Origin of the sequence: Alteromonas sp. 009811495, assembly GCF_028865455.1 — a bacterium.
GTDB lineage: Bacteria > Pseudomonadota > Gammaproteobacteria > Enterobacterales > Alteromonadaceae > Alteromonas.
The window spans coordinates 2,148,652-2,164,844 of the sequence record NZ_CP113972.1; the positions used below are offsets into that span (position 1 = coordinate 2,148,652).

The following is a 16,193-nucleotide window of genomic DNA, read 5'->3' on the forward strand; positions in this document are numbered from 1 at the left end:
ATAGGGGCGCAAGAAACCTCACGCACCCAAAGTAGATTGTTTCAGATGTATTATAACGCGTTTACAATGCGTTTAACGAGTGACGGGCCTTGGTAGATAAAAGCAGAATATACCTGAACCAATGATGCGCCGGCATCTAACCTCGCTTTAGCCGCCTCAGGAGAGTCAATACCGCCAACGCCTATTATGGGCATAGAACGGTCTAGCGCTTTGGCTAGCTTGCGGGTGACCGCTAAGCTCATGTCTGTCATTACAGAACCACTTAGGCCGCCCATTTCGTCACAATGCGGTAAACCTTGAACAGCGTCACGAGATAAGGTGGTATTAGTGGCAATTACACCGTCCATTTTCGTGTTTATTAACGATTGGGCGATACTTTCGATTTCAACGTCACTTAAATCTGGTGCTATTTTAATAAACAAAGGTACGTATTTACCGTGTGTTTGCGTTAGGGTTTCTTGAGCTGCTTTAAGGCCTGCGAGCAATTTATCTAACGCTTCACCGTATTGTAGATTGCGAAGCCCAGGGGTGTTAGGCGAAGAAATATTGATGGTGATGTAACTTGCATAAGGGTAAACCTTATTTAAACAAATCAAGTAATCGTCAAGCGCTTTACTTTCTTCAGTATCTTTGTTTTTACCAATATTTATTCCAATAGGACCTTTAAATTGTGCCTTTTTAACTTGTTCAACAAGATGGTCTACACCTTTATTGTTAAAGCCCATACGATTAATAATGGCATGCTTCTCAGGAATGCGGAATAAGCGTGGTTTTGGGTTGCCCGGTTGTGGTCGTGGCGTCACTGTGCCTATTTCAACAAAGCCAAACCCCATGCTAGAAAACGCATCAATACAGTCGCCATTTTTGTCAAGACCAGCAGCTAAACCTACAGGGTTGTCAAATGTCATACCCGCAATGGTGACGGGCTTTTTGATTGTGGGTGTGCTGTACATCCATTTCAGCGGTGTATGTTGGGTCTTATTCAACCAGTTAATGGTGAAATCGTGACTTTTTTCAGGCTCGCACTGAAGTAAGAATTTTTGCACTAAGGATTGCATGACAGTAATAAACGCTCACAAATATAAAAAAGCCCTGTTCAACAGGGCTTAAATTATTAAGGTGCGTGTATTCTAATGGTTAGACTTCACGCTTAAAAGCATCAATTCACGTAAAGCGACAGAAAATTTCGCAAATTCATGCGTACTGCTTGTCTTAAATTCAGACATCATGTGATACCAACGCTTTAACAACACTTGATTGCTATCAATCCACTCATCCAGTATTTGATTTGCATCTTTGGAATCTTCACGAGATGCAAGCAAGTTGGCAGTTATAGAACGTTGCTGCCAATCAAGCTCTTCTCGATAGGACGCGCGTGCCAAAGCTTGCCAGTGGTTAGTTACTGTTTGATTGTTGATTTGATCTAAGAACCAGTGCAGTTCAAGTTTAGAACCTAGTTGATAATACAATTTCGCAACCACATCGGTATCGTGCTTATCTGATTCAACAATTTGTGCCAGGTCGAAACTTGAGAACATATTTGAGAAGCTAGCCACTTGATATGCGATATCTTGTGGTACGCCCTCATTAATATATTTCTGCGTTGCTTTTTCAAGCTGTGCATATTCACTTTCAACCAAATAATGTTGAAGATTGGTAGACAGCGTATCAAAAGTACCGCGGTAACTCGCAATCGCTTCATCAATAGACTGAGCTTTGTTACCGTGACGAATGTACCAACGCGAAGCACGGCGCATAATACGTCTGGCTTCATCTAGCATCTTAAGCTGAAGCTGAGCAGGAATAACGTTATCAAGTTGCTCGATACGCTCCCATAGCGTCTTCATATTAAAGATACCATGCACAATAGCGTATGCATCGGCAATCTCACTAACACTAGCACCGGTTTCCTCTTGCATTCTGAATACAAAATTAAGCCCCATATCGTTAACCATGTTGTTGGTTAACTTAGTGGCAATAATTTCACTGCGCAGAGGGTGTTGTTGCATGTGATCAGCAAACTTTTTACGCAACACTTCTGGGAACGCTTCAACTAACAATTTACCGTGATACGGGTTATCAGTGATCTCAGGAATATTGAGCGCATCTTTTAGCACCATTTTGCCATAGGCAATCAACACACTTAACTCAGGTCGAGTGAAGCCTTGATCGGTAGCAACGCGATCAGAAATTTCATCATCACTTGGAATAAACTCGAGTTCGCGGTTAAGCTGCCCTTCACGCTCAAGTCCGTGAATAAATCGCAGTTGCTCTTTAAGTTGCTTAACGCCTGCCATTTCGGTTATTGAAATAGATTGGGTCTGGCGATAACAGTCTTTAAGTACAATGCGCGACACATCATCAGTCATGTCGTATAACAACTTGTTGCGCTGTTTAAGCGTAAGTTCACCATCGTTTACTAGGCTGTTAAGCAAGATTTTGATATTAACTTCGTTATCTGAGCAATCTACGCCACCCACGTTATCGATGAAGTCGGTATTAACACGACCACCATTAGACGCATATTCAATACGACCTAGTTGGGTAAGACCTAAGTTACCGCCTTCACCAACGATTTTCGCTTGTACGTCACGACCGTTAACGCGTAAGTCATCATTTGCACGGTCGCCCACTTCAGAGTGCGATTCCTTTTTACTCTTAATGTAGGTACCGATTCCACCATTCCATAGCAGGTCAACTGGCATTTTAAGAATGTTGTGGATCAACTCGTTAGGTGTCATCGTTAACTGACGTGTACCCAACCACTTCTTCATCTCTGGCGTCAGTTTTATAGACTTAGCAGAACGATTAAATACACCGCCGCCCTTTGAAATCAATTTACTGTCGTAGTCTTCCCAACTCAGACTTGGATTTTCGAATAGGCGCTTACGCTCTTCATAGCTTGCCGCCGCATCTGGATTCGGGTCGAAGAAAATGTGTAGATGGTTAAACGCAGCAATCAAGCGAGTGTGTTTTGATAACAACATACCGTTACCAAAAACATCCCCTGCCATATCGCCAACACCCGCACAGGTGAAATCTGTGGTTTGACAGTCGATACCGATTTCACGGAAATGACGCTTAACAGATTCCCAACCACCACGAGCAGTAATACCCATTTTCTTATGGTCGTAACCGATACTACCGCCAGATGCAAAGGCATCGCCTAACCAGAAACCAAACTCTTCAGCAATGCCATTGGCAATATCGGAGAATGTGGCGGTACCTTTGTCTGCTGCAACAACTAGGTAAGGGTCGTCATCATCTAAACGAACAACGTCTTTTGGCGGAACAATTTCACCGTTTACAATGTTATCAGTAATATCAAGTAAGCTTGTTATGAAAGTACGGTAACACGCTTGACCTTCAGCTTGGATGGCTTCTCTGCCCTGCCCAACTGGCAAGTTTTTACATACGAAACCACCTTTTGCGCCAACGGGCACGATAACGGTATTTTTTACCTGCTGTGCTTTAACAAGGCCCAATACTTCTGTGCGGAAATCTTCTTGCCTGTCTGACCAACGAAGACCACCACGTGCCACTTTACCACCACGTAAGTGCACGCCTTCAACACGCGGGCTATATACGAAGATTTCGAACTTAGGCAGCGGAAGCGGCATTTCAGGGATCAATTCAGGCATCATCTTGAATGAAACGTAAGACTTTTCATTACCTGCATCGTCTGTCTGGTAGAAGTTGGTACGCAATGTCGCACACATCATATCGAGATAGCGGCGAATGATTCGGTCATCATCAAGGTTGCTAACGTTGTCTAGTTGCGCTTTTATTGTCTCTAACAGCGCTTCTTCTTTCTTCTCGTTACGCTTTTTCTTTGGGTTAAAGCGCTGGTCGAAGAAATCGACTAACAAACGTGCAATATCTGGATAATTGGCCAACGTATTGGCAATGTAATCTCGGCTGAATGAACTGCCTGTTTGACGCATGTATTTCGCGTAGGCGCGCAGCACAGTAACCTTACGGCCTGTCATATTGGCACCCAAGATTAGGCGGTTAAATGCATCGTCTTCGAGAGTTTTGTACCATACTTTAGCGAATGCATCTTGGAACAAGATTTGTGCATTTTCCATGTCAAAGTGTTGTCCACTTTTATGCAACATGGTGAAGTCCATCACCCAATTACGCTCACCTTCTGAGCAGGTAATTTTGTAGGGGCTCTCATCAATAACACGTAGTCCAAAGTTCTCCAGCATAGGTAGAACATCAGATAAGTGAATAGGCTCTGCTCTATGAAACAGCTTAAGCTTAACTACTTGGCTGTCTGCATCTTCTTCTTGAGGTCGGTAAAACAACATATCAAGCGTATGATTGTCGTCTAGCATTTCTAGCTTACCGATATCAACAAGCGCAGCTGATGGTAGGTTATGTTCCATGTAACTGCGAGAAAACGCGTTATTGTATTTGCGTTCTAGCGCTTTACCCGATGCTTCACCATGAGCGGCACTGATAGCTGAAGCCAGGCGGTCGTTCCACGTTTTGGTCAACTCAATAATATTTTGTTCTATTTCCTTCACGTCAAATTCCGCGTTGTTGTCGTTGACTCGGGCAATGTAATGCGTACGTGCATACACAGACTCAGAGAAGAATGTGGTGAACTCGACTTCTTCAGTAGCGCCTAAAGAAGCTTTCAATAATGCTTGTGTTTCTTTACGAAGTTGTGTGTTGTAACGCTCTCTTGGTACAAACACCATACACGAGAAGAAACGACCAAAGATGTCTTTGCGTATAAACAAACGCGATATGCCGCGCTCTTGCATCTGGAAGATACCCATAACAATTTGAGCAAGCTCTTCTGCTGGCGTTTGCAGTAGCTCGTCACGTGGGTATGTTTCAATGATATTTGTGAACGCTTTAAACGCATGTGTACCAGGTTCAAAACCTGAAAGTTCACAAATACGGTTAATTTTTTCACGTAAAATAGGTAGCTGCGTAACACTATTATTGTAGAAAGAGGCTGAGTACAAGCCTAAGAAACGATGCTCGCCTACAACTTGCCCTTCTTTGTTAAATACCTTAACGCCAACATAATCCATGTAAGCTGGGCGATGTACACGCGCTCGCGAATTTGTTTTAGTCAAAATTAATGGGTTTTGACTAAGTGCTTCAGCACGCGCAGACGCTGGCAGCTTCGACAATAAACGCTCGCGATCGTTAATTGAATTTTTCAACAACCCCAAGCTTGTATCATTTTGAGGGATCCAGCGGTGATCACCTTCAATAGCTTTAACCTCATAATAACGGTAACCCATCATTGTAAAGTTGTGGTCGCCCAGCCATTCTAAATACGCTTTTGTTTGTTTCTTCGTATCAGCAGACACAGGCCAGTTGTACTTAGCGCTGCCTTTAATCACGTCTTGCAACGTATTTGTCATGTCTTGCCAGTCTTGAACTGCAAGCGAAACTTCATCAACTACAGAGTGAAGCTCTTGTGTGAGCGCTTCAATATCCTTTTTCGATGTCTGTCTATCTATCTCAATAAAGATAACAGTCTCTTTTTTCGCGCCATCTAGCGCCTGTCCTGGCTCTGCAAACGCTTCTACTTTGTTAGCGTCGTTTCGCTTTATGCCAATGGGGCTATGTAGGAACAGATGCGATGTAATATTAAGACGGTTCAGCAACATACGCACTGAGTCAACCAAAAACGGCATATCAGAGACGATGATTTCAACGATGGTATGACTTGAGTGCCAACCATGTTTTGCAATCTCTGGATTAAATACACGAATGTAGGGTGACGCGTTATCGAACTTTGCTAATCCGTTCCATAAACTAAGTGTTGCACCATAAAGGTCGCTGTCGTTGCGATTTTCTAAATCATCGCTAGATATATTTTTATACAACAGACGTCCGAATTGCTGCACAAGAGACTTCTGCTTGGTATCTACTTTCTTGTCTATCAATGCAAATACGTTATCTAGCAGTACTGAGTGTCGCTGTGAGGTGACTGTCATTTGTTAACCTTTTTTTAAAGTGGTAATACCAGTCTCGTTGGTATAAGTGCTGAGTACCTAACTATTTTCTCTAATAAATGACGCTATTGAAAGCCCAATTTTAACCTTAATTTAACAGGATAGATAAGTATGCAAAAAACACCAAAAAAAAGGGCCTAAAGGCCCTTTTTTATGCGTAGCTATGCAAAAATAATTTATGCACCAGGGTCACACTTATTCCACCATAGGAACCTAGCCAGTGCTGGCAGTACAATTATTGCACCAAGCATGTTCACTACGAACATAAAGGTAAGCAAAATACCCATGTCCATTTGAAATTTTAGCGATGAGAATACCCATGTACTCACACCAATAGCCAAGGTAATACCTGTGAACAATACTGCGCTACCGCGTTCTTTAAGCGCCGCAAAATACGCTTCTTGAACCGTCGCTCCCTGTTTCAACATTAGGCTCTTCGTCGAAAGGATATAAATACCATAGTCTACGCCGATACCCACGCCAAGTGCGATAACTGGCAAAGTGGATACGGTGAGCCCTATTTGAAGATACGTCATCAGTGCCTGTGCCAATACCGATACAACGTACAGTGGAATAACAACGACTAACGTTGCTCTTACTGAACGGAAGCTAATTAAGCACAATGCGATAACGGCGCCAAAAACATAAAGCATCATTGGATCTTGCGCTGCACTTACTGCCTCATTCGTCGCGGCCATAACGCCAACTGGACCTGATGCCAAGCTAAACTTCATGTCGTCGGTTTCATAGTCGGTTCTATACTGTTTAACCGCATCGACCACACGAGAGATAGTTTCTGCTTTGTGATCTTCCATAAATAGGATAATTGGCATTACAGAACAGTTACTGTTTAACAAACCTGACGAGGTAGGAACGCGCGAAATCGCTTGTACCAGTGTTTGTTGGTTACGCGGTAGTACTTGCCACTTTACGTTACCCTCGTTGTATCCCGCGTTAACAATTTTAGCAACTGATGCTAGCGAAACAGCAGATTGAACGCCTTGCACGTTTTCCATTTTCCACTGGAAGTCGTCCATTGCCTTCATCACACTGTGTGATGTACAGGCTTCAGGTGTGGTTTCAACCAAAATAGAAATATAATCTACCGTTACTTCATATTTGTCGGTAATCAAGAAAGTATCTTGGTTATAGCGTGACGTTTCATGGAGAGCTGGCGCTCCTGCATGTAAATCACCAATCTTCATATTTTGTGCTTGGAAATGGCCAAGTACGAATAGCACAGCCGTGATGGCAAGAATAATAGCCGCAGGTTTTTTACGTGAACACGCCGCTATAACTTCCCAAAACTTCGCGTTTGCATTCTCTTTCCCTGCAAACTTGTCCATATATTTTTGGTCAAGCTTTAGGAAACTCATTAATACCGGAAGCAGCAGCAAATTAGTTAAAATGATGACGGCAACACCCATACTCGCTGTAATGGCAAGTTCGCGAATTATGCCGATATCGATAACCAACAACGTCATAAAGCCTACCGTGTCAGATAACAGCGCAATTCCGCCTGGCACAAGTAGGTTTCTGAATGCCGCCATTGAAGCGCGTTTTGCGCCGATTCCTGTTACTGCTTGTTTCTCTACGGCGTTTATCATCTGAACGCCGTGACTAACGCCAATAGCGAATACCAAGAATGGGACAAGAATCGACATTGGGTCCATCCCAAATCCAATCGATGTGAGTAACCCAAGCTGCCAGATAACTGCAATAATTGAACATACTAGTGGGAGTAGCGTTAGCATGAAACTGCGCGAGAAGAAGTACACCATTACTGCTGTGATAGCGATAGCAATAGCGAAGAAGACTAAAACATCTTTTGCACCGTCCGCTACGTCACCAATCATCTTAGCGAAACCGATAATATGAACGGAGGTCTTGTCATTCTCGTATTGACCCCGAAGCTGCTCTTCTAACTCAGCCGCTAACGCTAAAGTATTGAGAGGCTCACCTGTTTGCGGGTCTATATCAAGTAATTGCGCGGTAACCATGGCACAGCTGTAATCACTAGAAACCTGCCGCCCAACTATGTTTGCTTTTTCTACGTTAGCCGCAACAAGGTCAAGTGCTTCTTGGTTTGAAGAATTAAAGTCAGCTGGAATAACTGGGCCGCCTGCAAAACCGCCTTCTACAATTTCAGTAAAGCGGGTTGAAGGTGAAAACAACGAAATAACCAATGAACGATTTACGCCATTAATAAAAAACAATTGGTCGTGAACGTTTTTTAGCGTATCGAAAAAGTTTTGGTTATATATATTGCCTTCTTTGTCACACACTGAAACCAATATGTTATTAGCACCACCAAAATCTTGACGATGCTCAATATAGGTTTTCATGTACTCGTGGTTAAGTGGAATATTCTTTTCAAATCCCGCGTCAAGGCGCATTTGTGAAGCTTGGTAGCCTAGAAATACCGTAGCTAAAGCGAAAAGTGCCACTACAAGTTTTCGGTTACCAAAGACAAGTCTTTCTAGAAATTGGGTCATTGTTCTTATACTGCCCTATTTTAGCGCTAATGTTTTTATGCCATTAGCAGTCACGGCAATACTATTGCCCTTAAACTGTGTGGCATTTAACAATGCGGCTTTATCTTTTATCTGTGTTACTTCTATCCCTTCGTCTGCTTTGCAGTCTGTAGGGTTAGCATAGGGATCGCGCATACTGGTTGGAAGTGGCCGCTGAGCACTGATCATCATACCGTTGTTGCCCAACGCATAAACTTTGGATTCAGAGCCAACCAAAATGGAATTTAATGTACTTGTCGAGCAAGTTTGAACATATTCCCACTCTCCTTCATCGCGACTAACAAAAATATTGCCACGTAAACCAACCGCCAACACAGTTCGAGCGTCAAGCGGCTTGATATCAAAAAATGAACCCGTGTAGTCTACGTAGTAGCGTTCCCACGACTCACCCATATTCTCACTTTTAGCCAGTAAACCCGCCTCACCTGCAAGGTAAAGCGTATTCCCATCTAACGTCACTCTATTTAAGTGAGGCAGGATAGACTCTAATTCTTGTTGATAGAAGGCTTCGTCTTCTTTTCGAATTTCATCAAGATATTCTCTGTCCATGGGGTCAAGAAGACTGGCATGGCGCTCAGCAGACCAGTTTTGTCCGCCATCAGTAGTACGATAAAAAAGTCCGTAAGCACCGGCCGCTATACCGTGCTTTTCATCGAAAAATAAAACATCTAAGAATGGACGCTCTAATTCAGGCTGATAGTTTTGAACTTCCCATGTTTCGCCTTTATCAGATGAATGAAGAATGACAGCGTCGTGTCCGACTGCCCAAATGTGCTCACCAACGACCGTCGTTGCTGTGAGTGTTGAATGCGTAGGTACAGCTTTTTGGTTAAAAGTCTGACCATCTTCAGAAACTAAAACGTGACCCCGTTCACCGACAATAACGACAAATTTATCAGCGTCTATGTCCAAAAGAACAGATTGCTCAACCAAAGGTGCCATGAATGCTTCTTCGGCAAATGCAGTAGTTGAATAATTAACTGCAAAGGTGGCGGCAATGCACGCTGCAATGGTTTTTTTCATAATTAACCATTCCCCCTATTTATAATTGTCTGTATACAAAAACGGTTGGCAAGTGCCAACCGTTTGTTGTTCAAGGCGATTAGCGCATACCTTCTCGTCGTAACGCTTGAGGCGTAAATTCTACGTCTCGAGGGCGTACGGTGAAGTCATACATTTCTTCCTCGTTATCTAAACCAATTGCTAGATAGCGACGAGAGTTTAAGTCGTAGTACGCATCAAGCGTAGACCACTGAGTAGGAACTTCATAATAGTTCACACCATACGCTACACTAACGCGGTAAAGTTCGCCACGGTTATCATACATATCAGCAACTTGGATCTGCCAGCTGTCTTCGTCAATGAAGAAAACACGTTTTTGATAAATATGGCGGAAGCCTTCTTTAAGTGTAGCTTCAACAACCCAAACACGGTGTTTTTCCCAACGTGTTAAATCAGGGTTTACGTGGTTAGGCTTCAAAATATCTTCATACTTAGCGTTGTCTGAATGTAGTGCATAGTTATTGTACGCAACATACATTTCTTTCTTACCCACTAGCTTCCAGTTGTAACGGTTTGGAGAACCATTAAACATATCGAAGTCGTCGGTTGTACGCAGACCATCAGCTGCCGTTCCTGGTGTGTCGTAAGCGATGTTAGGCGCAAGGCGCACACGACGCTGACCGGTGTTATATGTCCACGCTTTACGTGGCTCTTTAACTTGGTCAACCGTTTCATGAACAAGTAGTGCTGTACCAGCCAAACGAGCCGGTTTAGTTACCTTTTGCTTAAACATGAAAAGTACGTTTTCATCAGTAAGCTTTTCAGGTGTAGCTCCCTCTTCCGCGTACTTAATAAGTAGCTGTTCATCAAAGCCAATAACGTTGTAGTCACCACCTGTTGTAACAGCTGCTTGTCCACCATTACGCTGTACCGCTTCACCACGATAGCGAAGTATATGGTTCCAAATTGCTTCAAGTCCGTTTTGTGGAATTGGGAATGGAATACCTAACACCGCACCTTTTATACCGTTACCGTCGTCAAGTAGTTCAGCGCGAGTCGCATTAACCTTCGTTGCATCGTAAATAGCTTGCGGGTTAGAGGCCGAACGGCGCGTTTGATATACCGGCATACGGAACGTATCTGGATACGCTTCAAATAATTTCTTTTGACCTTCAGATAAAAACTCTGAGTACTCTTTATAGTTTTGTGCAGTGATCTCAAACAAAACTTTGTCTTCTGGATACGGATCTGCATGGTGATCGCCTACAGTATATCCGGCTGGAGCCGCTGTAATACCGCCCGTCCACGCAGGGATACTACCATCAGCATTTGCTGCCTTTTCAGCACCAAGTGGAGTTAGTTCATTGCCCAGCTTGTTGGCTTCTGCATCAGATACTTTTGCCATAGCGTTTGCGCCGGTTAGGGCTAGCGATAACGCCGCAGCGATAATTCCTACTTTTCTAATCATAAAAACCACTCTTTAGATAGCATATTTGATGTTAAACGAAATGAAGTCTCGGTCTGAAAGCGCGTTGGTTGTACCAATGCCGCCCCAGAATGCGCTATAAGATGCCGTAGCAGACCACTTACTTAAGTAGTCAAACGTAAATGAAAGCGCAGCAGACTTAACATCTTCTGTGAAAAGGAATAAAGGATCAGGCGTAGTACCTTCCACATCGTGAGAGAACGTACCGCGAACGCGCAAATTCATTCCTGCAAAAATTGAGTTGTAATCAGCAACAGCCAATAAACGATAGCCCCACGCATCATCAGTTGCAAATGGGTTAGTTTCTGGTCCATCAGATAGTGCTTGATGTAAACCCTGACGAGGGTTACCAGTAGGTGTTGGCTCAAGCGAAGGTGTACGTGCTGTACCCGGCGCATTCAAACGAATAACATTTGGATCTGGCATGTCTACAATATTTACGTAGCCCGCTTCGCCTAATAGTACAAAGTTGTCAGCACCAAACTTAGGTCCAAATACGTGAGACGCAGTGAACTGAAGCTGCCATGTATCAGAGAACAAGTAACCTTGTGCAGTTTCACCTGGTCCTACTGCGCGACCAATATTGTTAAGCTGTGAAATGCCTTCTAAATCTGGACGAAGACCCGCGTTAGCTAGCTGCTCAGGCATACCCATGTAAAGCAACTCAACATCATCAATTTGTAGCGGCTCGTCTACGCGATATGCAAACTCACCCGCAAGTGCTGTAGTACCAATGTTGGTGTTAAAGCTCATACCGTAAAGTTTGATATCTTCTGGATAGAAGAATTCTGACTGAGTAAAAGCACCTAACTGCGTGATGTTGTCACGTGTAACAGTGTTTTGAGCTAGGAATGCCAAATCTGCACCAATGCCTGCAGCGGTAAAGTCAGATGTTTTACCTGAAATAAGTGGACGTTGGCTATGATAATTAATGTGATAGAAACTAAACTCTGTTTCATTTAGGTTCTCAGCGAACCATGTTAGGCGCAAACCATACTGACCTTGATCGTCTGCGTCATTATGCGCTGAATCACCAAAACCACGAATGGCCACTTTAGTTGGATACGCTAAATAAGCCTGAGAAATGTCAGCCGCGTTAGCCCCAGAACGAAGCAGATCGCCATAGCCATTTAATGCAGTTAGTAGGTGGTCCAAATCAATGTCTGGGTTACCACTGAAACCCAACTGAATATTCTGACGCTGACCACCGTCGCCAGCAAAGTCGTTACCTGCAAAGTAACTACCCGACACAGGTAGCCAACTACGCTGCCATTCGTACTGGTAATACCCTGAAATGCTCACAGTGTCAGAAAGACCAAGTGATGCGTAAACCATACCTACAGGAAGAAATACTTCACGCAGTTCTGCACCTGGCGCGCGCGCACGTGTAACGTCCACTGGGTTTGTTGTATTAATACCGTGTTGAATGAAGGTACTCTCACCCCAACTGATAACTTGACGACCGATACGTACTGTTAGCGGCTTTTCACCAAGCCACCAGTCGCCATAGAAAAATGCATCGTATAAACGGATATCAGTACATAGCAAATCTTCTGCTTCTGGGTCCTGACATAGGTCGTACTGATTACCGGTAATTGGATTCGAATAAGGTCGGTCACCGTCCATTTGTTCGAAGTCATAGAACCAGAAACCACGCGCGAAGAAGCCGTAGTCACCAAAGTTGATGTCTAATTCATGAGTACCTGAAACCTGTGTTGCAAACGCATCACCTGGATCGTGAGCTAGGTTACCAAGGTCGCCATTGGTAGAATAACCACCGTCAGCAAGCGCCCATACGTCACCGCTTGGGTATAAAGGGTTGAAAGCTGCGTGATAACCAGTCCAGTCAAATTGTGGATGGTTACTGTTACCAATAAGATCATAATCCCTTGCTTCTGTACGGATACTTGTGGCGAGCGTGAATGTAGAATCTAGAGAAATACTTACATCACCCACTTGCCAATTCGCAGCGTGTGCAGGTAGTGCGGCAGCACCTAACAGCGAGAGAACTCCTGCTGCTACCGGTGACATTTTAAAAGCGCTAGGCCTGTTTTTCATATTTTTATACTCCCAAGTCGACGCGAATGATTGCGTGACGTCATGACCAACCATTACGATTAACAAAATCATTACATCATTTTGCCAGAACCGCAAGAACTAATCCTACCAGTTAACAATTTTTACAACATTAACCGTATCAAATAGTTAATGGATTATCACGAGTATAAAATTCATTTATGAGCATGCTGATTAATTGCACTAATTGCGTAGATTTTTTAACCGCTTGTCAAATAGAAATGGAAAGGTGATTGAGCGTTACCGAATGCGTTCAAAAGATTTAATTTTGTTGTCGGCACTTACGATCATGCGAAAGCGCCCTCTTACGCCTATTGATGTTACGAATTGGCGCAAACGGTTGGTTGGAATCTGGACGTTGAGACCCGATTCGCTCAACATAACAACATTGGGAATTGATGGCGCGTAAAGTGCCTCACACTGGTTGTAAGGCACATTAATAGAAAAATAAAACGTGGTGTCTGTAGGACTAGTGCTTGTCATATGCCAGACTTTTACTGACCTTTTCAAACACGTCTTTACTTAACCCTTTGTGATTGAGTAGTCGTCCTAATTGTTGCTTCATCAGTACTTGATGCTCCGTTGCAAAACGTTGCCACTGGGTTAGCGGCGTTACTATGCGTGAAGCCACTTGCGGGTTTACTCCATCAAGCTTTAACAGATAATCAGTAACAAATTTGTACCCACTACCATCTATTGCATGGAATTTTTCACTATTGTAAAAAGCGAAACTCCCCATCACTGCTCTAACGCGATTTGGATTACTCATTGTAAACTGTGGATGTTCACAAAGCATGGTAATCGTGGCAAATATATCGTCTGATGGTTGCGTTGCATGCAAAGCAAACCACTTGTCTAGAACAAGCGGGTCGTGACTCCACTTAGACTCAAAGGCAGCCATGAGCTTGTCGAATGTAGACTTATCACAGTACTGAGCACTTTTTAAAGCGCCCAACGTGTCTGTCATGTTATCAGCATTTTCAAAATGCGTTAGTACCAGCGATTCATATTGTGGAAGTCGTGCCAAGTGCGCCAATACAACATTTTTACAACGACGTTCATTAACCGCCGATTGGGCATAACAATACTCGACACTTTCTATTCCGTTAAATACATTTAATAGTTCCTGCTCCAACGCGATAGAAAACTGGCGACAAAATGCATTTCTTGCCGACAGTAAAGCATCAACCTTAACGTTGTTTCTTGTCTGACACAGGGTTTCAAATGATGGGATCACTAGGCACTCGCCAAGCAATTCAACATTGCTACGCTCTTGAGCAATCGCCTCTTTTATGCCATCCCATATGTCATTGCTAATTGCACTACCAGGTGACGACTCCAGTTGTTGAATACATCTGTCGTACAAGGTTTGCATAGCATCCCATCGGTTAAATGGGTCTTTAGCGTGCTTAAAGATTGTCAGTAGAGACAATGTATCGAGTGCGTTATCCACTTTAACAGGGGCTGAAAAATTGCCAAGAATAACCGGTGTTAGCACTTTATTAGGTGCAGTGACGGTAAAGGTCACTGACGGTTCACTTAGTATTAGCATACCCTCATTGATAAGGCCTTCGTTATCTGTATACGCATGCCCATCCTGATCAATTATTTCGATATTGATAGGCATATACAGTGGCAACTTATCTGCTTGGTCAGCGGTCGGCTCTGTGTGCTGTGAAAGCGTAAAAGTATGACATCCTTCTAATGCTTTATGATGCATTGTTACCGTTGGTGTGCCTGACTGACTATACCACCTTGCAAATTGCGTTAAGTCTAACGACGTTGCAGACTGCATTGCTGATACAAAGTCATCACAGGTAACTGCTTGACCATCATGTCGTTTGAAGTACTCATCCATGCCCCTTCTAAAGCCATCCGGTCCTAAAAGCGTATGGAACATACGAATAACTTCAGCCCCTTTGTCATAAACGGTCACCGTGTAGAAGTTATTCATCTCAATGACTTCTTCAGGTCGGATGGGGTGACTCATTGCACTGGCGTCTTCTGCAAACTGATGCTCTCGCATAACACGTACGTGCTTAATTCGGTTACTTAGCGCAGATGTCATATCGGCACTAAATTGTTGATCTCTAAATACAGTAAGCCCTTCTTTAAGACTTAGTTGAAACCAATCACGACAAGTCACACGATTGCCTGTCCAGTTATGGAAGTACTCATGTGCAATGACAGATTCTACATTGAAGAAATCATCATCTGTTGCTGAATTCTGATCAGCCAAAACGAATTTGCTATTAAAGACATTGAGCCCTTTGTTCTCCATTGCACCCATATTGAAAAAGTCGACGGCTACAATCATGTAAATGTCTAAATCGTATTCAAGACCGAATACATCTTCGTCCCATTTCATCGCGCGTTTCAAGGACTCAAGCGCAAATTGCCCCTGTTCTTTCTTGCCCTTGTCAACATACAATTCTAGCGCAACGTCTTTACCGCTCATTGTGGTGTAGGTATCACTCAGTAAATCAAAATCACCAGCAACTAATGCAAATAGGTAACAGGGTTTAGGGTGTGGATCATGCCATTTTACAAAGTGCATGTTGCCTGCTAACTCACCTTTATCTATAGGGTTACCGTTTGCGAGTAACATAGGCACTGAAGTATCGGCAACAACAGTAACGGTATAAACAGAAAGCACATCAGGCCGGTCCATGAAAAACGTTATACGCCTAAAACCTTCTGCTTCACACTGTGTACAATATGCCCCTCCTGAAAGGTATAAGCCTTCCAGCGCTTTATTGTTCTCTGGCGCGATTGTGGTCTCAATCTCTACACTAAATTCATTCAACTCAGTGTAGATAGAAAGCGTAGCGTCAGTTAACACATAGTAGCTTGATGCTGACTTATCTGTGCCAATAGTCTGCCCGTTAACTTTAAGTGAATTAACAGGTAAATTATCTCCATCTAAAACAAGATGCTCATTATGTTTGCCTTCGCGTGATATGGCGAGTTTACTGCAAACTTGTGTTTCAGTGGGGTGAAGTGTGATGTGTAAGTCAACTGTCGCTATTGAAAAAGCGGGCGGTTTATAATCCGCCCGGCGCTTAGCTTGAACTGACATAGATCCTCCTAAAAGAAAGCCTACGTTAA

Annotated in this window: 8 protein-coding genes; all 8 read right to left on the reverse strand. The window is 43.4% G+C overall.

Annotation, left to right across the window (positions count from 1 at the left end; translation table 11 throughout):
• Positions 1-50 precede the first annotated feature (50 nt).
• The 8 genes from pyrD to pepN all read right to left on the reverse strand — a co-directional run bounded on the left by pyrD (position 51) and on the right by pepN (position 16,164).
• Positions 51-1,058, reverse strand: a complete 1,008-nt coding sequence (gene pyrD / locus OZ660_RS09920; RefSeq protein WP_274743383.1) for a quinone-dependent dihydroorotate dehydrogenase — start codon at positions 1,056-1,058, stop codon at positions 51-53.
• A 72-nt stretch (positions 1,059-1,130) separates the two neighbouring features.
• Positions 1,131-5,969 carry an NAD-glutamate dehydrogenase gene (locus OZ660_RS09925; RefSeq protein WP_202265769.1) on the reverse strand — a complete coding sequence of 1,613 codons (4,839 nt, stop codon included), beginning with the start codon at positions 5,967-5,969 and terminating at the stop codon, positions 1,131-1,133.
• Between the two features lie 194 nt (positions 5,970-6,163).
• Positions 6,164-8,482 carry an efflux RND transporter permease subunit gene (locus OZ660_RS09930; protein ID WP_202265771.1) on the reverse strand — a complete coding sequence of 773 codons (2,319 nt, stop codon included), beginning with the start codon at positions 8,480-8,482 and terminating at the stop codon, positions 6,164-6,166.
• 15 nt (positions 8,483-8,497) lie between these two features.
• Positions 8,498-9,544 carry a WD40/YVTN/BNR-like repeat-containing protein gene (locus OZ660_RS09935; protein WP_274743384.1) on the reverse strand — a complete coding sequence of 349 codons (1,047 nt, stop codon included), beginning with the start codon at positions 9,542-9,544 and terminating at the stop codon, positions 8,498-8,500.
• A 79-nt stretch (positions 9,545-9,623) separates the two neighbouring features.
• Positions 9,624-10,991 (reverse strand): DUF1329 domain-containing protein, encoded by a 1,368-nt coding sequence (locus OZ660_RS09940; RefSeq protein ID WP_202265775.1) that lies wholly within the window; start codon positions 10,989-10,991, stop codon positions 9,624-9,626.
• Between the two features lie 12 nt (positions 10,992-11,003).
• The gene (locus OZ660_RS09945) at positions 11,004-13,067 is read right to left on the reverse strand and encodes a DUF1302 domain-containing protein (RefSeq protein ID WP_274743385.1); all 2,064 of its coding nucleotides are present in this window, start codon (positions 13,065-13,067) and stop codon (positions 11,004-11,006) included.
• 258 nt (positions 13,068-13,325) lie between these two features.
• Positions 13,326-13,568 (reverse strand): DUF2835 family protein, encoded by a 243-nt coding sequence (locus OZ660_RS09950; RefSeq protein ID WP_274743386.1) that lies wholly within the window; start codon positions 13,566-13,568, stop codon positions 13,326-13,328.
• Positions 13,555-16,164, reverse strand: coding sequence for an aminopeptidase N (gene pepN, locus OZ660_RS09955; RefSeq protein WP_274743387.1), 2,610 nt, complete (start codon positions 16,162-16,164; stop codon positions 13,555-13,557). Before pepN ends, OZ660_RS09950 begins: the two co-directional genes overlap by 14 nt.
• Positions 16,165-16,193 lie beyond the last annotated feature (29 nt).